Source organism: Sphingomonas aurantiaca, from assembly GCF_003050705.1.
GTDB lineage: Bacteria > Pseudomonadota > Alphaproteobacteria > Sphingomonadales > Sphingomonadaceae > Sphingomonas > Sphingomonas aurantiaca.
Genome location: NZ_QAOG01000002.1, coordinates 549,264 through 565,474, shown reverse-complemented (window position 1 = coordinate 565,474; position 16,211 = coordinate 549,264). Strand labels below are relative to the sequence as shown.

The 16,211-nt window shown below is 67.0% G+C and carries 15 protein-coding genes and 1 tRNA gene; 6 read left to right on the top strand and 10 right to left on the bottom strand.

Features of this window, described 5'->3' with window-relative positions; translation table 11 throughout:
- Position 1: 1 nt before the first annotated feature.
- The 7 genes from C8J26_RS08035 to C8J26_RS08005 form a co-directional block, all read right to left on the bottom strand.
- Positions 2-1,072 carry an ExeA family protein gene (locus C8J26_RS08035; protein ID WP_107957441.1) on the bottom strand — a complete coding sequence of 357 codons (1,071 nt, stop codon included), beginning with the start codon at positions 1,070-1,072 and terminating at the stop codon, positions 2-4.
- 13 nt (positions 1,073-1,085) lie between these two features.
- Positions 1,086-2,720, bottom strand: a complete 1,635-nt coding sequence (locus tag C8J26_RS08030) for a hypothetical protein (protein WP_107957440.1) — start codon at positions 2,718-2,720, stop codon at positions 1,086-1,088.
- Positions 2,717-3,727: an AAA family ATPase gene (locus C8J26_RS08025; protein WP_107957439.1), complete on the bottom strand. Its 1,011-nt coding sequence runs from the start codon at positions 3,725-3,727 to the stop codon at positions 2,717-2,719. Before C8J26_RS08025 ends, C8J26_RS08030 begins: the two co-directional genes overlap by 4 nt.
- A gap of 5 nt (positions 3,728-3,732) precedes the next feature.
- Complete coding sequence (locus C8J26_RS08020) at positions 3,733-5,256, bottom strand: XrtA system polysaccharide chain length determinant (protein WP_107957438.1); 1,524 nt, start codon at positions 5,254-5,256, stop codon at positions 3,733-3,735.
- A 10-nt stretch (positions 5,257-5,266) separates the two neighbouring features.
- Positions 5,267-5,911 (bottom strand): XrtA/PEP-CTERM system exopolysaccharide export protein, encoded by a 645-nt coding sequence (locus C8J26_RS08015; protein WP_107957437.1) that lies wholly within the window; start codon positions 5,909-5,911, stop codon positions 5,267-5,269.
- A 159-nt stretch (positions 5,912-6,070) separates the two neighbouring features.
- Positions 6,071-7,297, bottom strand: a complete 1,227-nt coding sequence (locus C8J26_RS08010; RefSeq protein ID WP_107957436.1) for a pyridoxal-dependent decarboxylase, exosortase A system-associated — start codon at positions 7,295-7,297, stop codon at positions 6,071-6,073.
- Positions 7,294-8,820 carry an AMP-binding protein gene (locus C8J26_RS08005; RefSeq protein WP_208631344.1) on the bottom strand — a complete coding sequence of 509 codons (1,527 nt, stop codon included), beginning with the start codon at positions 8,818-8,820 and terminating at the stop codon, positions 7,294-7,296. The genes C8J26_RS08010 and C8J26_RS08005 overlap by 4 nt, the downstream gene beginning before the upstream one ends.
- Positions 8,821-8,914: 94 nt before the next feature.
- On the opposite strand from C8J26_RS08005, the gene C8J26_RS08000 reads away from it, so the two are divergent.
- Genes C8J26_RS08000 through C8J26_RS07990 form a run of 3 tightly spaced genes read left to right on the top strand, consistent with a single transcriptional unit; the run spans position 8,915 to position 10,663 of the window.
- A complete protein-coding gene (locus tag C8J26_RS08000) occupies positions 8,915-9,193 on the top strand; it encodes an acyl carrier protein (RefSeq protein WP_107957435.1) in 279 nt (92 codons plus the stop codon).
- Positions 9,194-9,203: 10 nt separating this feature from the next.
- On the top strand, positions 9,204-9,860 hold the full coding sequence (locus C8J26_RS07995) for an alpha/beta hydrolase family protein (RefSeq protein ID WP_107957434.1): 657 nt from the start codon (positions 9,204-9,206) through the stop codon (positions 9,858-9,860).
- Positions 9,857-10,663, top strand: coding sequence for a hydrolase 1, exosortase A system-associated (locus C8J26_RS07990; protein ID WP_107957433.1), 807 nt, complete (start codon positions 9,857-9,859; stop codon positions 10,661-10,663). The genes C8J26_RS07995 and C8J26_RS07990 overlap by 4 nt, the downstream gene beginning before the upstream one ends.
- A 95-nt stretch (positions 10,664-10,758) precedes the next feature.
- Here the strand turns inward: C8J26_RS07990 and trxB are convergent, their stop codons facing one another.
- Positions 10,759-11,727 (bottom strand): thioredoxin-disulfide reductase, encoded by a 969-nt coding sequence (gene trxB, locus C8J26_RS07985; protein ID WP_107957432.1) that lies wholly within the window; start codon positions 11,725-11,727, stop codon positions 10,759-10,761.
- Between the two features lie 126 nt (positions 11,728-11,853).
- Here trxB and C8J26_RS07980 point away from each other — a divergent pair, with 126 nt between their 5' ends.
- The 3 genes from C8J26_RS07980 to fdhD are packed head-to-tail and all read left to right on the top strand — an operon-like array spanning position 11,854 to position 15,445.
- Entirely contained in the window at positions 11,854-14,142 is a 2,289-nt protein-coding gene (locus C8J26_RS07980; RefSeq protein ID WP_107957616.1) for an FdhF/YdeP family oxidoreductase, read from the top strand.
- Between the two features lie 23 nt (positions 14,143-14,165).
- Positions 14,166-14,654, top strand: a complete 489-nt coding sequence (mobA, locus tag C8J26_RS07975) for a molybdenum cofactor guanylyltransferase (protein ID WP_107957431.1) — start codon at positions 14,166-14,168, stop codon at positions 14,652-14,654.
- Positions 14,651-15,445 carry a formate dehydrogenase accessory sulfurtransferase FdhD gene (gene fdhD / locus C8J26_RS07970; RefSeq protein ID WP_107957430.1) on the top strand — a complete coding sequence of 265 codons (795 nt, stop codon included), beginning with the start codon at positions 14,651-14,653 and terminating at the stop codon, positions 15,443-15,445. Before mobA ends, fdhD begins: the two co-directional genes overlap by 4 nt.
- A 15-nt stretch (positions 15,446-15,460) precedes the next feature.
- Here the strand turns inward: fdhD and C8J26_RS07965 are convergent.
- Both C8J26_RS07965 and C8J26_RS07960 read right to left on the bottom strand, forming a co-directional pair.
- Positions 15,461-15,537 (bottom strand) — tRNA-Met (locus tag C8J26_RS07965).
- Between the two features lie 66 nt (positions 15,538-15,603).
- On the bottom strand, positions 15,604-16,131 hold the full coding sequence (locus C8J26_RS07960) for a 2'-5' RNA ligase family protein (RefSeq protein WP_167398797.1): 528 nt from the start codon (positions 16,129-16,131) through the stop codon (positions 15,604-15,606).
- Positions 16,132-16,211: the final 80 nt, after the last annotated feature.

Below are 16,211 nucleotides of genomic sequence, written 5' to 3'. Positions count from 1 at the left end.
CTTACGCGGCATCATGCCAGGCAGCGACGCCGCGGATCGGCGCATAGTCGGGCTTGTCGGTATCGCTCTCGACCCAGTCGACCAGCAACGTCAGCACGCGGCGCAGCGCCTTGTCCTGCACCTCCAAGCGCGCCTCGAGCGCGGCGATACGATCCTCGATCGCCGGATCGGTGCGGGGTGCTTCGGCGACGGGCGCAGGCTGCGCGATCGATGCCGCGGGCGTAGCGGCGCCCTTCCCCGTATCGGTGGCCAGCGTCGGCAGATCACCTTCGAGATCGCGTTGTACCGACCGCACGACGGCGGCATCGATGACCCGCAGATCCTCGATCGCGGCATAGAGCATCACGCGCCCGGCGAGCAGGTTCAGGCGGCGCGGGACGCCTGCCGAGGCGGCATAGAAGGCGGCAAACGCATCGTCGGAAAAGTCCGGGTTACCGGTCCAGCCGACCACCGTCAGGCGATGCGCGAGATAGTCGGAAACCTCATGCTCCTCCATCGGATCGAGATGGTGGATCGCGATTACGCGCTGGCGGAGCTGTTCAAGCCGGTCGGAGCCGTGCAGCCGATCGCGGAACTCGGGCTGGCCGAGCAGGACGATCTGCAACAGCGCATGGCCGCCCGCCTGGAAGTTCGACAGCATCCGCAGTTCCTCGAGCGCGGACACGGGCAAGGCCTGCGCCTCGTCGACGATGAGCAGCGTGCGTTTGCCAGTGCGCGCGACCGCGTGCAGCCCGCGCTCGATCGCGGTCAGCAGTTCGGCCTTGGTCAGCCCCGACGGATCCACCTGAAGCTCGGTCGCGACGATGCGCAGCAGGTCGTCCGCCTCGATCGCGGTCGATACCAGCTTGATCGCGTTGAGCTGCTGGTGATCGATCGTGTCCATCAGATGGCCGACGAGCGTCGTCTTGCCCGCGCCGATATCGCCGGTGATGACGATGAAGCCCTCACCCTGCGCAAGGCCATAGCCGAGATACGCCATCGCCTTGCGGTGCGTGCCGGTTTCGAACCAGAATTTGGGATCGGGGGTCAGCTGGAACGGGCGACCCGTCAATCCATAATGTTCGTCGTACATAAGCTGCTCGCCTTCAGAACTGGTACCGCGCACCGATCAGCGCCTGCGCCGACCAGTCGCTATCGAGATCACCGACCTTGAAGCTGTAGAGTCCGAGCGACGCGGTCGTGCCGAGCCGTCCGAAATTACGATAATAGGTTCCGGTCCCGCCATAGGACCAAACGCTGGTGTCGCCCGTGATATCCTCGACGCCGCTGTCATAGTAATTCACGAACAGATCGGTGTTGATGCCCGACACCGGGGTCAACGAACGTGCGTAGAAAAGTTGCCCGTAATAGCTCTGGTCGTCGAGGCCGCTGACGACGAGGCCCGGCGCGAGCCGCGGCGAATAGAGCTTGCGGCTGGCATAACCGATGCCCGCGCCCCAGGTCGACCGCCCGCGCGTCGCGATCAGCACGCCGTCGATCCCGCGGGCGCGGTAGCTCGACGTCGAGATCGACTGGAACACGTCGTTGAGGCACGCGCCGGGCTGCGCGCCGCTGGAGCCGAAGACGCAGCCGTTGAACTGCTGGCCAAAGCCCTGTTGCTGGCCCGAGACGAAGCTGGTCGGGAGGTTGGCGAGCCCGGTGCGGAGCTGGCGGCCGAACGTCTGGACGCCGTCATAAACGTTGACCGCGAGACCGACGGACTGCGACGCCTGATAGGTCGCGGTGCCGGTATAGCTCAGCGAGCCATAGCGCTTGCCGATATGCCCTTCGACCGAGGTGCGGCGATTGGGACGCCAGACGACGCCAGCGTCGTAGTAGATGCCGTCGGTGCGGTAGGCGATCCGGCGCGGGGATGCGGCGTTGGTGACGAACCGGCCGTCCTCGTCGAGGACCGGCGCACCGGTCGCGTCGACCAGCGCGTCCTTCTGGCTGGTCTCGATCTTCTCATAGCCGACGCCCGCGGTCAGCGCGACATAGGGGGAGATCGGCTGGAGCACGTCGCCGCGGCCATAATAGCCTTCGTAGCGCTGCTTGAGTTGGCTGGCGGTCTCGCGGTCATAGGCGCCGCTCAGCGTGACGCCGAACGGCGCGATCATGCCCGGGGCGACCGTCGCGCTGGCGGTCGCGGTGTGGCCGATCGAATCGTCGTAATAATCGAGCCGCTGCCCGCCGATGCTCGTATCGGCGAAGGTCGGCGTCTCGACCTTGGTATAGCCGAGCCGGTAATTGGCGTTGAACGTGACGGGGCCGGCGACGCCGGTGAAGCTGGGGCCGGCATAGACCGCATACAGCTGCGAGACGTTGTCGACATTGCCGACGAGCAGGCCGGGCGCGGCGCCGCGGATGTCCGACCGGGTGCGCGTAGCGATGCCGCCCGCCTCGATCGTCAGGTTGCGGTTGAGCTTGGCATCGACGCGCGCCAGCCCCGAATGGATATCGCTGTCGCCGACATCGTCGTTCCACGCGAAGCGGCGTTCGTAGCGATAGCTGACCTGCCCGGCCACGCGCGGCGTCGCGATGGTCGCGTCGACGCCCGCCGCAAGGCTGGTATAGGTCAGCGTGTCGCCGCCGCTGAGATCGGCGTCGAGGATCTGGCTGGCCTCGATATAGGGCCTGACGGTGACTCGTGGCGCGTCCTGCGCCGCGGCCGGATAAGCGAGCGCGACGAGCGTCGCCGCACCGCCAACGCATGCGAGGCTGCGAGAGGCGTGGCGGATCATTGGGCGCTGTCCTGACCGTAATAGCTGCCAAAGCGCGCGCCGCCCTGGACGTACGCGACGGCGTTGAGGACGAGCTGGATATGCTCGCATCCGTCGAGAATGTTGACCGCGGCGCGCAATTCGCTCTCGGGCGTGCGATCGGCACGGACGACGAGCATCACCTGGCCGACCCGCATCGCCAGCACCGATGCGGCGGAGGCGGCCAGTGCAGGCGGCGAATCGATGATGATGATCCGGCGCGGGTTTGCGGCGAGCAGCCGCGCGATGACCGCCCTGGTGCGCGCGCTGGCAAGGAGTTCGGTATCCATCGCGGTCTTCGTGCCCGCGGGGAGGATCGAGAGATGCGGCACGTCGGTCGCGATGACGAGATCCTCCACGTCGATCCGCGAATCGCTCAGCGCGTCGAGCAGGCCGGGACCGTCGATCAGGCCCAGCTGCTTGACGATATCGGGCTTTGCGACATCGGCATCGACGAGCAGGACTTCGGTGTCGCGCTCCGCCGCAATCGAGAGCGCGAGGTTGATCGCGCAGAACGTCTTGCCGTCCTCCGGGCGGGCCGAGCACACCAGGATCATCCGCGCCTTGTCCGCGCTTTCGCTTTCGGCGATCCGCGCGCTGGCGATCAGCAGCTGCCGCTTGATCAGGCGAAACTCCTCCGCGAGCGGACCGACCGGTGCGCCGGGCACGATCATGCCGTTGGCGGCGAGCATCCCGCGATCGATCCGTGCGGTGTCGTCCGGATCCTCGGGGTAATAGACCTCGTCGCCGAACTCGTCGCCGATCGGCGCGCGCAGTTCCTCGGGGATCGCCAGGAAGGTCGCGTCGGCGAAATCGGGAGCCGGTGCCGCGGCGGGCGCCGGGGCGGCGACCGGCGTATCGACGACCGGCGCCGCGGGCTGCACGGGCGGCACGACGCCGCCGCGGGCACGAGCATGGGCGGTGAAGTCGTACACCTTGGCCGCACGTTCGAGCAGCGAGGGTTCGCGATCTGGTTTCGTCACGGTCATACCCTTCAGGCCGCCAGGCCGCGCTGGAGGATCTCTACCCCCAGCAGCAACACATAGGCGGCACCCAGCGCGGCGGTGCCGCCCAGGAACATCTTGAACTTACGGCGGCGATGGTTCGATTGCACGCGGGTAACGACCTCGCCGATCGAGCCGATCACCGGCATGCCCGCCACCTTCTCGAGCCGGCTGCTGGTCGCGAACGTCGCGCGCAACTGGCCCATCGCGAACGCCGCGCCGATCCCCGCCGCAAGCCCGGCGACCAGGACGCCGGTGAGCAGCAGCATCCGGTTGGGTGCGCTGGGCTTGCTCGGCATCGTCGGTGGATCGATCACGCTGAACTTGACGTGATCGCTCTGCGACTGCGCCTGCCCGACGATCGCGGTCTGCTCACGCTGTTTGAGCAACGCGTCATACTGGTCCTTGAGCACCTGGTAATCGCGATCGATCGAGCCCTGCTCGGCGGCGACCTCGGGATCGCCCGTCAGCTTCGAGTTGAGCAGGTCGAGATCGCCCTGCAACTGGCTGCGCCGCATCCGCAGCGAAGCGACCGTCGCGGTGCGATCCGCGACCATCGACTGGAGCGAGGCGTAAAGCGGGTTTTGCGCGCTGCTGCCGCCACTGCCGCCCGACAAGGGCTCGCTGCGCGCCGCCGCGGTCGCGGCCGCCAGCTGGCTCTTGAGCGCGACGACATCGGGGTGGTTCTCGGTATAGCCGCGCGCACGCGCATCGGCGAGCTGGCCCTGGATCGCCTGGAGCCGCGCACGCGCCGGGCCGATCGCGCCGGCGACACCCCCTGCCCCCGCGACGGTCGCCGGCGTGCCGGCCATCTGCCCCTGCACCGCGGACAGGCTCGACTGCGCGGCGGCGAGATCACCGTCGACCTGCGACATCTGCGAGCGCGCGGCGCTGATCCGGTCGCTGACCGAGCCGGTGCCCGGGAGGCTGCCGAGATAGCGATTCTGGAAATCGGCGCGCTTGGCCTCGGCATCCGCCAGCTGCTTCTGCCGGGCGGCGAGCTGCTGATCGAGGAACGTCAGGCTCTGCGTCGTCTTGGAGCGATCACCGGCAAGGTTCTGCTCGACGAACAGGTCGATCAGCTTCTGCGTGATCTGGCGCGCGAGCTTGGGGCTGGAGGCGCTTGTCGTGATCTGGAAGACATTGTCCTGCTGCGACGCGATCTTGATGTTGGGCGCCAGGCTCGCGACCCGGTCGGCGACGTCGCGATCGCTGGAGATGGTCGCCGCCAGATCGGTGCCGCGCACCACCTTTTCGAGGTTCACCGCCGAGATCAGCGTCGTGCGGATCGTGTCGACGGTCATCGGCGTGCTCTGCGGCACGCCGTCCATCCCCGCAGGCAGGATCGTCTGCATCTGGACGAACACGCGCGACGTCGATTCGTAGCGGCTCGGGATCTGCGACACGACCAGCCAGCCGAGCACGCAGACGCCCCACGCCACCGCCAGCGCCAGCCAGCGCCGCGTCCAGATCGCATGGAGCGCGATTCGCACCTCGTCGTAGATCCCGTTCATCGCGCGTGCCTCAGAACATCGATTCGGGGATGATGATCACATCACCGGGTTCGAGCCGGACATTGGCCGACGAATCGCCCTTCTTCAGCAGGTTGCCGATCTGCAACGCGAACTCGGTCTGCTTGCCGGTAGCCCGGTCGTAGCGGACCAGCCGCGCCTTGTTGCCCGCTGCATATTGGCTGAGCCCGCCGACCGCGATCATCGCGTCGAGGAGGGTCATGTTGGCGCGGTACGGGATCGACGCGGGCTTTTCGGTCGCGCCGACGATGCGGACCTGCTGGCCGTAGGTGCCGCTGAAATTCTCGACGATCACCGAGACGATCGGGTCCTTGATATAGGCCCCCAGCGCCTTCTTGATGTCGTCGCTGAGCATCGCCGGGGTCTTTCCGACCGCGGGCATGTCGTTGATCAGCGGCGTGGTGATCCGGCCATCGGGGCGCACCTGGACCTTCGACGACAGTTCGGGATTGCGCCAGACGAAGATATTGAGCTGATCGAGCGGGCCGATCACATATTCCTCGCCCGGCAATTCCTTGTTCGCGACATAGGCGGCAGGCGGCAGTTCGGGGCGGCCGCCGGTGCTGGTGCACGCGGACACGGTGGCACCAACAAGGCCGAGGGTCAGCAGGGATTTCGCAACGGGTCCGGAACGCATGGGCACTTTTCTCCTGGCGCCACACCGTCCGTCGATTGCCCGACGGTCGGCTAAACTCAGCCTCGGCTATGCCGGGAACAGGTGAAGATAGCGTTAGGAGCGCCCCGTAACCATGCCCCCGGCCGGCACCGGCCCCAGAATGGGACAGTAAACGACAGGCTATGATTGAGTAACGATCTCGATCGCAGGTGGATGCCCGAGAAACGCACGCGGACTGGCGCTTGCCCCATAAGCTCCCGCCATGAAGATCGCGATCAGCTCGCCGACATCGGCCGCGGGGAGCGCGACCTTGTCGCCCAGCCGGTCCAGTGGGGTGCAGAGCGGACCGACCACGGACGCGGTGATCGTGGTTTCTTGACCCATGCGCGCCGCGACCGCGATCGGATAGTTGCGACGCACCACGGTGCCGAAATTGCCGCTGGCGGCGAGTTGGTGGTTGAGACCGCCATCGACGACGACGAAGGTTTCGCCCTGGCTCTGCTTCACGTCGACGATGCGCGTGAGATAGACACCGGACTCCGCCACCAGCCAGCGCCCCAGCTCGATCGCGAACCGCGTCTCGCCGAGGATGGCCGCGCGCGTCGCAAGCGCCTCGGCCAGCGCGTCGCCGACCCGCTCGACGTCGAGCGCCACGTCGCCAGCGAAATAGGGCACGCCGAACCCGCCGCCCAGATTGACGAGCGGTGGCGCCACGCCCGCTTGGTCGGCCAGCCGCGCGGCGAGCGCGAGCGTTGCGGCCTGCGTCTCGATGATCGCGCCGGGATCGAGCGCTTGGCTGCCGGCATAGATATGAAAGCCACGCCAGTCCGCCCCGGCGCCGACGATCGCCGTCACGAGCGCCGCGGCACGCACCGCATCGACGCCGAACGGCGACGCACGGCCGCCCATCCGCATGCCCGATCCGCGCAGTTCGATGTCGGGGTTCACGCGCACCGCCATCCGCGGTGCCAGGCCGAGCCGATCGCCGATCGCGAACGCACGCGCCGCCTCGCCTTCCGATTCGACGTTGAGCGTGGCGCCCGCGGTGATCGCGGCGACGAGTTCGTCGTCGCGCTTGCCTGGGCCGGCAAAGCTGATCGCGGCGGCGGGCTTCACGGCCAGCGCGTGGGCGAGCTCGCCCGACGAGGCGACATCGAGCCCATCGACGAGCGGCGCGATCGCCGCGAGCAGATCGGCATGCGGATTGGCCTTGATCGCGTAATGCAGATCGATCGCCGGCATCGCGGCGCGGAACCGCGCGATGCGTGCGGCGACGATCGCCATGTCGTAGACGAACAGCGGCGTATCGCCCGCCTGCCGTGCCCAGTCGTCAGCCGACTGCCCGGCGATCGTCAGCGAGCCCGACTGGCCTGCGAACTCCGGAGGAAGAGCGCCCATCGGTTTCATCGCACGTGCTCCTCGTTGCCCAGCGACGATTGCCGCACCTCGGTCGCGATGGCAGACCTGTCGAGCTTCCCATTGGCATTGCGCGGTAATTCCTCGCGCCACAGATAATGGCCGGGCTGCATGAAGCTCGGCAACGTCGTCCGCAGTCGCGCGCGCAACGCCGTCTCGCCGCCGGCATCGCCCGCCGCCATGACGACGATCGCCTGCCCAAGCCGCGCATCTGTCACGCCGACCGCGACCGCTTCGCGCGCCTCGCCGCCGGCCAGTACTGCCTCCTCGACCTCGAGCGGGCTGATCCGGTTCCCCGCGCTCTTGATCATCTCGTCATCGCGCCCGACGAACCGAAGCAGGCCGTCCGCCCCCTCGGTCACGGTATCGCCCGACCACACCGCCATGCCGCGCCCATCCGGCGCCGGCCGAAACCGCTGCGCCGTCCGCTCTGCATCCTGCCAATAGCCTTGCGCCACCAGCGGCCCTGCATGCACGAGCTCGCCCGCCTCGCCGGCCGCGGCGCGCGTGCCATCGGGCTTCACGACGGAGACCTCTGCAAACGGGATTGCCCGCCCCATCGCATCGGGGTGCGTATCGATCAGCCGCGGATCGAGATAGGTCGACCGAAACGCCTCGGTCAGGCCGTACATCGCGTAGATGTCCGCCGCCGGGAACCGCGCGCGCAGGCCCCGCACCAGCCGCGGCGTCAGCGCACCGCCCGAATTGGTCAACCGCTTTAACCGCGCCGCGGTCTCTGTCGGCCACTCCGCCTCGAGCAGTTGCACCCAGAGCGGCGGTACTCCTGCGAGCGTCGTCGCCCCGAACCTCTCCACCGCCTTCACGACATCGCGCGCGACCAGATAGTCGAGCGGCGCGACAGACGCGCCCGCTGCCCAGGTCGAAAACAGCTGGTTCTGGCCATAGTCGAACGACAAGGGCAGCACGCCGAGCACGCGATCGGCGGGCACCAGCTTCAGATAGTGCGCGACCGAAATCGCACCGAGCCACAGATTGGCATGGCTGAGCATCACGCCTTTCGGCCGGCCCGTGGAGCCGGACGTGTAGAGGATCGCGGCCAAACGATCGGGATCGGCGTCCGACGGCCCCAACCCGGCGCCGTTCCCGGCCAGAGCATCGGCCTCGTCCGCGATCGCACAGCCATCGGGCACGTCGCCATCGTCCAGAGTCCCGGCGCGCGCGGGCTGCGTCACCAGCAGCCGCGCGCCGCTATCGCCGAGGATATGCGCGACCTGCGCGCGCCGGAGCAGCGGATTGACCGGGACATGCACCAGCCCCGCGCGCGGCGCCGCCAGCGGCATCAGGCAGGCGACGCGGGTCTTGGGCAACCACGTCGCGACGCGGTCCCCTGCCGAGAGCCCCTGCCCCGCGAGCCATCCCGCCAACCGGGCGACGCCCGCCTCGAGCTCGGCGAACGTCATCGGTCCCGCCTTGTCGATCAGCGCGACGTCCTGCGCCGCGCCGCGCCGCGCGATATGGTCGATAGGGTATGGAACGGGGTCGAGCACGATCATGACCGCCCTCATAGCGGCAAGCCCGCATGGCGCGAAGCCGTTGCCGAATTCGGCCCCACACGCTAGCGGGGCCCGGTTCGTAACGGTTCAGGCGATGCTCGTGATTTTCGAAGGTACTTCCCAAGTCGAAACGACGGTACGCGCCGTCCTCGCCGATATCCTCGGCCTGAGCGCCGACCGCGTCGCTGCGTTCACTGCCGACACGCCGCTGTTCGGCGCGCTGCCCGAACTCGATTCGATGGCGGTGGCGAGCGTGCTGACCGAACTCGAGGACAGGCTCGGCATCCTGATCGAGGACGACGAAATCGACGGCGAGATGCTCGAGACGTTCGGCGCGCTGGTGACGTTTGCCGCAGGCAAGGCGCTGGTCTAGCTCTGCCGGGATGACCGGTATCCGCTTCGATCACTATGACTGGGCGGGTGGCCGCGAGGCGATGCTGCGGTTCGGCCCCGATATCGGCCCGATTGTCCTCGCCGCGCTACCGCTGTTCGAGGAAGCCAACCGGACGCGACAATTCGCCTGCACGATCCTGCGCGCGCTCGCCGGGTATGGGATAGGCAGCGTCCTTCCGGACTTTCCCGGCACCGGCGAAAGTCTTGTCGCCACCGCCGACGCGACACTCTCCGACAAGCGCCGAGCTTATGTCGCGCTGACACAGGTGCTTGGCGTTGATACCTATGCGCTTTCGATAAGAAGCGGCGCGCTGCTTGAGGTTGACGCGACGCTGGCCGGCCGTTGGCACCTCTCACCACAATCCGGCGAGGAGCTTGTCCGCGACCTTGAACGCGCACGAGTCGCCGCTGGCAAAAAGGAGGGCGACTATGCGGGCAATCATCTGTCGTTCGAGCGGCTCGCCGCGTTGCGAGAGGCCGTGCCGCGGGGGGGTGGACGATGCCGGATCATACGCCTCGACACCGACCCGCGGGCGGCGGATGCGACCTATCCCGGCGTGCCGCTCTGGCGTCGGTCGGAACCGGACAACAATATCCAGCTCGCCCAGAAGCTTGCTGCCGATATCGCGCATTGGATCGCAGCATGAGGCGGTTCGTCGCGGTCGCGTGTGAAGGCGAAACGCTCGCCGCCACGCTGGACGAGGCGGACGGGACGACGGGGCTGCTCATCGTATCCGGCGGCAACGAGATCCGTAGCGGCGCGCATCGCGGGATGGCGGATCTCGGCCAGCGGCTTGCCGCTGCGGGCACCCCGGTATTCCGTTACGACCGGCGCGGCGTCGGCGATTCGACGGGTGATAATCGCGGATTTCTTAGCGCCCAGCCCGACCTGGTCGCGGCCGCGACTGCGTTCCGGAGCGCGGCACCGCATGTTACGCGCGTCGTCGGTTTCGGCAACTGCGATGCGGCCAGCACGCTTGCGCTGTTCGGGCGGTCGGCGGGGATCGAGCGGATCATTCTCGCCAACCCCTGGGTAGTCGAGCCGATCGACGACCTGCCCCCCACCGCGGCGATCCGTGCGCGCTATGGCGAACGGTTGCGTGATCCTGCAACGTGGCGGCGGGCCGTCTCAGGGCAGGTCAGCCTGACTAAGCTTTTCAAGGGTTTGAGACGGGTCGTTGCCGCGAAAGCCGAGAAACCGGCGCCGCTTGCTACGCAAGTGCTCACCGCGCTTGGCGACTGGCGCGAGGACGTTGCGATCGTCCTTGCGAGCGGAGACGCGACCGCGATTGCGTTTGCCGCTGAGTATCGCGGTGCCGCAAACGTGACGCGGCTGGACACGGCGTCCCACAGCTTTGCCGGGGCGGAGAACGCAGCGGCACTGTACGCCGTGATCGCTGCCGCCATTGCTTTCCGTCATCCTGACGAAAGTCAGGATCCAGAGCCGTAAGCGCTAATGCCTGGAACCCTGGATCATGACTTTCGTCAGGATGACGGCTTAAGTGTCGGCCCTTCCCATCGTCAGGATGACGGTGGCCGCGAGTATTATTCCGCGGCTTCGGCCATTTCGGCGAACTCGGCGGCCGCGAGGAAGCGCTCGGCGTCCAGTGCCGCCATGCAACCCGTGCCCGCCGCGGTCACCGCCTGGCGGTACACCTTGTCCGCGACGTCGCCGCACGCGAACACGCCTTCGACATTGGTGCGCGTCGAGCCAGTCTCGACCGCGATGTAGCCGTCCGAATCGAGTTCGAGGTGCCCGCGGAACAGTTCGGTCGCGGGGTGATGGCCGATCGCGACGAACCCGCCATCGACTGTGAGGCGCGAGCGCTCGCCGGTCACGGTGTCCTCGAGTTCGAGCGCGACCAGCCCGGCATTGCCGCCGCCGTCGACGAACTCGCGGACTTCCTTGTTCCACAGCACCGTCACGCCCTTGTGCGCGAACAGCCGCTCCTGGAGGATCTTCTCCGAGCGCAGCGAATCGCGGCGGTGGATCAGCGTCACGTCGGGCGAATGGTTGGTGAGGTAGAGCGCCTCCTCGACCGCAGTGTTGCCGCCGCCGATCACCGCGACCTTCTTGCCGCGGTAGAAGAACCCGTCGCAGGTCGCGCAGGCGCTGACGCCCTTGCCCTTCATCGGCTCCTCGCTGTCGATGCCGAGCCATTTTGCCTGCGCACCCGTCGCGATCACCAGCGTGTCGCCCTCATACACGTCGCCGCTGTCGCCGATCAGGCGGAACGGGCGGCTGGTGAGATCGACCTTCACGATCGTGTCCCACATCATCCGCGTGCCGACATGCTCGGCCTGCGCCTGCATCTGCTCCATCAGCCATGGGCCCTGGATGACGTCCTTGAAGCCGGGATAGTTCTCGACGTCGGTCGTCGTGGTCAGCTGGCCGCCGGGCTGGATGCCCTGCACGACGATCGGCGCCATCCCGGCTCGCGCGCCATAGATCGCGGCGGAGAGGCCGGCCGGGCCCGAGCCGAGGATAAGCATGCGGGTCGTGTGCGTCGTCATCGTGATTCCTTGGAGATTCCAATCCCATCTAGGCGATCGGCATCGCGATTTGAACCGTCGGTAAATCTGTTGGCCTTGCATCGAAAGCTTTGCCGCTTCGTTCGAGTACCAAAAGCGGAGATGAGCATGAGCGACGACCGGACCGTAGAGATCGAGAACTACACGGCACCAGCAGGCGGCTGGGGCTCGATGAAGTCGCTGGTGGAGATATCCGCGCGCGAGAAGGTCGGGCCCGAGGTCGTCCGCGAACTCGCCCGCCAGAACAAGCCCGACGGCTTTGCGTGCGTCAGCTGCGCCTGGGGCAAGCCCGCGCACCCGCATGTCGCCGAGTTCTGCGAGAACGGCGCGAAGGCGACCGCGTGGGAGCTGACGTCGTTCCGCGTGACGCCCGCCTTCTTCGAACAGCATACGGTGAGCGAGCTGATCGGCTGGAAGGATTATGATCTCGAACAGGCCGGACGCCTCACGCATCCGCTGAAGTACGATGCGGCTACGGACAAATATGCCGCGTGCAGCTGGGACGAGGCGTTCGCCGGGATCGGCGCCAAGCTGAAGACCTATGATCCGACCAAGGTCATCTTCTACGCCTCGGGCCGCGCCAGCCTCGAGACGTCGTACATGTATAGCCTGCTCGCGCGGATGTACGGCAGCCAGAACCTCCCCGACAGCTCGAACATGTGCCACGAGACCACGTCGGTCGGGCTGAAGTCGGCGATCGGCTCGGCGGTGGGGACGATCCACCTGTCGGACTATGAGAAGTGCGACGCGATCTTCTACTTCGGGCAGAACCCCGGCGTGAACAGCCCGCGGTTCCTGCACCCCTTACGCGACTGCGCGAAGCGCGGCGTCGAGATCGTCGTGTTCAATCCGCTCAAGGAGCGCGGGCTGGAGAAATTCCAGGATCCGCAGAATCCGATCGAGATGGTGACGGGCAAGTCGACCCCGATCGCTTCGCAATATCACCAGCTGAAGACCGGCGGCGACGTCGGCGCGATCATGGGGATGTGCAAATACCTGATCGAAGCTGACGACAATGCGAAGCGCATCAACGGCCTGCCCGTGCTCGACCACGCATTTCTCGCCGAGCACACGACCGGGTTCGAGGCGTTCGCCGATGTCGCCCGCGGCACCGATTGGGCCACGATCGAGCATGAGAGCGGCTTGGCGCGCACCGAGATCGAGGCGGCGGCGAAGGTCTATGCCAAGTCGAAGGCGGTCATCGCGGTCTACGGCATGGGGCTGACGCAGCATGTCGGCGGGATCGACAACGTCCACATGGTCGTCAACCTGATGCTGCTGCGCGGCAACATCGGCAAGCCCGGCGCGGGCATGGGCCCGGTCCGCGGGCATTCGAACGTGCAGGGCCAGCGGACGGTCGGGATCACCGAGAAGCCCGAACTCGCGCCGCTTGATCTGCTGGCCGAGCAATATGGCTTCGAGCCACCACGCGAAAAGGGCTGGGACACGGTCGAGGCGTGCGAAGCGGTCCTGGACGGCACCGCGCAGGCGTTCATCGGACTCGGCGGCAATTTCGTGCGCGCGATCCCCGATCATGCGCGGATGGAGCCGAAATGGCGCGGGCTCGACCTGACCGTGCACATCGCGACCAAGCTCAACCGCTCGCACCTGCTGCCCGGCGAGACGTCGTATCTGCTCCCCTGCCTCGGCCGGATCGAGACCGACATGCAGGGCACCGGCCCACAGAGCGTGTCCATCGAGGATTCGTTCAGCCAGATCTATGGTTCGAAGGGCAAGGCGACGCCCGCCGCCGAGACTTTGCTGTCCGAGCCGGCGATCGTCGCCGGGATCGCCAAGGCGACGCTCGCCCCCAATCCGAAGCTCGATTGGGATGCGTGGGTGCGTGACTATGCGCGCGTTCGCGATGCGATCGAGGTGACGTATCCGGAGCTGTTCAAGGACTTCAACGCGCAGATGTTCACGCCCGGTGGCTTCTGGAAGGGCGTGCCCGCAGCGCATCGCGAGTGGAAGACCGAGAGCGGCAAGGCGGAGATCAACATTCCGCAGGCGTTGAACGTTACGGGGTTTGAAGAGGCGGAGGGCCGTTTCCGCCTGATGACGCTGCGGTCGAACGACCAGTTCAACACGACCGTCTATGGCTATCACGACCGGTTCCGCGGCGTGAAGGGCACGCGCGATATCGTGTTCATGAACCGCAGCGACATGATCCGGATGGGCATCACCGATGGTGACTACGTCGATCTGGTCGGCGACGCAGGCTGCAATTCGGATCGCCGGCTGAACAAGCTCCGCGTCGTCGAATATTCGATCCCCGAGGGCTGCCTCGGTGCCTATTATCCCGAGTGCAACCTGCTGATGCCGGTCGCGCATCACGCGCGCGAAAGCCATGTTCCGGCGGCAAAGTCGGTGCCGGTGCGGATCGAGAAGACGCGCTGAGCGGCCAGCGCATCCTCGGCGTCGTGCTTGCGGGCGGGCAGTCGTCGCGCTTCGGGTCCGACAAGGCGCAGGCGGTGCTGGACGGGCGGGCGCTGGCCGAGCATGCGCGCGCACTGCTGGCACCGCATGTCGACCGCGCGCTGATTGCCGGGCGCGACGGAGCGATACCCGACAAGCCCGGTCCGGGGCTTGGGCCGCTGGGCGGCATTGCCGGCGCGCTCGGCCATGCCGCCGGGCTGGGCTTCACATCTGTGATGACGATCGCGTGCGACATGCCCCGGCTGCCCGACGGGTTGCTGTCGGCGCTCGCGCGCAGGGCGTCGGCCTATTGCCCGGATGCGCCGGTGCTCGGGCATTGGGAGACACGGTTGCTCGGGCACCTGCTGACCCATATCGAGACTGTGCCACGGCGCTCGGTACGGGGGTGGGCGGAGGCGATCGGCGCTATTCCTATCCCGGCGGGGACACGCATTCCGAACGTCAACACGCCGCAGGACCTTGATACCCTATGACGACTTCGCGCACGCAAGCGATCAAGATCCTCCGGCCTGACACGGTCACCGCGGGCGAACGCGCCATCGCAATCGAGGTCCCCGTCGCGATCGAGATCGACGGGCTTGGCTATGCGGTCATGATGATGACTCCCGCCGATCTGGAGGCGTTCACCACCGGCTTCCTGCTGACCGAGCGGCTCGCCGACAGCGCCGACGACGTGCGCGACATCGATATCTTCGAGGCGGAGGCGGGCTGGATCGTCCGCGTCGGGCTGTCCGATCGGTGCAAGGGGCGGATCCACGACCGGGTCCGCCACCGGACCAGCGACACGAGTTGCGGACTGTGCGGCATCTCCGGGCTCGAACAGCTCCGCAAACCGGTCCCCAGCACCCCGCCAAGGCCCGACACGCCCGTCGAGGCGCTGTTCGCCGCGCTCGGCGGTTTGCGTGCGCACCAGCCCCTCAACAGCGCCACCGGGGCTATCCACGCCGCAGCCGCATGCGATCGTAGCGGGCGGATCACCGCAGCCTTTGAGGATGTCGGCCGCCACAACGCGCTCGACAAGCTCGTCGGCGGGCTGGCGACCGCGCGGCAGCCGGTCGACGGCTTCATTCTGGTGACGTCGCGAATCAGCTTCGAGATGGTCGACAAGGCGCTGATCGCGCGGGCGCCGATGCTAGTGGGAATCTCCGCGCCGACCAGCCTGGCGATCGATCACGCACGCACGCACGGACTGACGCTGCTCGCGCTCGCGCGGAGCGACGCGATCCTGGTCGTCAACGACCCATGGGCCGTCTTCAGCGACTGAAATTGTCTTTGAGAATGGTAGCGAAGGAGGGACTTGAACCCCCGACCCCAGGATTATGATTCCCGTGCTCTAACCAACTGAGCTACTTCGCCGTACCGTCCGTCAGGGAAGCGTTCTTCCCTGCGAGGCGCGGCCTATAGGAAGCGGATTCGAGGCGGTCAAGCGAACATATGCCGAGAAATCGCTTCCCACGGTCCGCCACGATACCACCACGCCCCCAGACCGGCGATTTCAACGTCCTTCGGGGAGAAATCGCGTTGCAGATTGCCGAGCAGGAGCTTGGCGACTTGCGGGCTGACCTTGTTCTGGATCGTGACGTGCGGACGCCAGCCGCCGGCGTCCTGCGGAGTGAGCATGCCGGTGAACGCGTCGGCCAGACGCGCGCGGATGCCGACCAGGTCGGGGGACTCGATGCGGTAGGCAACGCCTCGGCCGAGCGACATCAGGCCGCCGATCCGCGCCTGCGGGGCACGGATGCCGCGCGTCTCCTGGTTGAGCCGGTGCTTCAGCTCGTCGAGCCCCGACGGCGGCAGGTGATGGAACAGCGTCAGATGCGCGTCGAGCTGGTTGCGCTCGGGCGGGAAATGCTCGCGGCGCATCGAATCGAAGAACGCGGTGTCCTGTCGACCGAACAAAGCGGTGACGATGATCGGGGCGACTTCGGTCACTTGCGTGGTATGTCCCATTTTACTCAAGCCCTGCCCGGCGGAAGCCGGGGTCCAGTTGGGAAACGTTGCTGACGTAGGTTGCGCTCCGTCACTGCGAC

Excerpts from the sequence above, each read along its gene's own strand:
- C8J26_RS08035 (WP_107957441.1), bottom strand. The coding sequence starts at position 1,072 with ATGTACGACGAACATTATGGATTGACGGGTCGCCCGTTCCAGCTGACC.
- C8J26_RS08030 (WP_107957440.1), bottom strand. The coding sequence starts at position 2,720 with ATGATCCGCCACGCCTCTCGCAGCCTCGCATGCGTTGGCGGTGCGGCG.
- C8J26_RS08025 (WP_107957439.1), bottom strand. The coding sequence starts at position 3,727 with ATGACCGTGACGAAACCAGATCGCGAACCCTCGCTGCTCGAACGTGCG.
- C8J26_RS08020 (WP_107957438.1), bottom strand. The coding sequence starts at position 5,256 with ATGAACGGGATCTACGACGAGGTGCGAATCGCGCTCCATGCGATCTGG.
- C8J26_RS08015 (WP_107957437.1), bottom strand. The coding sequence starts at position 5,911 with ATGCGTTCCGGACCCGTTGCGAAATCCCTGCTGACCCTCGGCCTTGTT.
- C8J26_RS08010 (WP_107957436.1), bottom strand. The coding sequence starts at position 7,297 with ATGAAACCGATGGGCGCTCTTCCTCCGGAGTTCGCAGGCCAGTCGGGC.
- C8J26_RS08005 (WP_208631344.1), bottom strand. The coding sequence starts at position 8,820 with ATGATCGTGCTCGACCCCGTTCCATACCCTATCGACCATATCGCGCGG.
- C8J26_RS08000 (WP_107957435.1), top strand. The coding sequence starts at position 8,915 with ATGCTCGTGATTTTCGAAGGTACTTCCCAAGTCGAAACGACGGTACGC.
- C8J26_RS07995 (WP_107957434.1), top strand. The coding sequence starts at position 9,204 with ATGACCGGTATCCGCTTCGATCACTATGACTGGGCGGGTGGCCGCGAG.
- C8J26_RS07990 (WP_107957433.1), top strand. The coding sequence starts at position 9,857 with ATGAGGCGGTTCGTCGCGGTCGCGTGTGAAGGCGAAACGCTCGCCGCC.
- trxB (WP_107957432.1), bottom strand. The coding sequence starts at position 11,727 with ATGACGACGCACACGACCCGCATGCTTATCCTCGGCTCGGGCCCGGCC.
- C8J26_RS07980 (WP_107957616.1), top strand. The coding sequence starts at position 11,854 with ATGAGCGACGACCGGACCGTAGAGATCGAGAACTACACGGCACCAGCA.
- fdhD (WP_107957430.1), top strand. The coding sequence starts at position 14,651 with ATGACGACTTCGCGCACGCAAGCGATCAAGATCCTCCGGCCTGACACG.
- C8J26_RS07960 (WP_167398797.1), bottom strand. The coding sequence starts at position 16,131 with ATGGGACATACCACGCAAGTGACCGAAGTCGCCCCGATCATCGTCACC.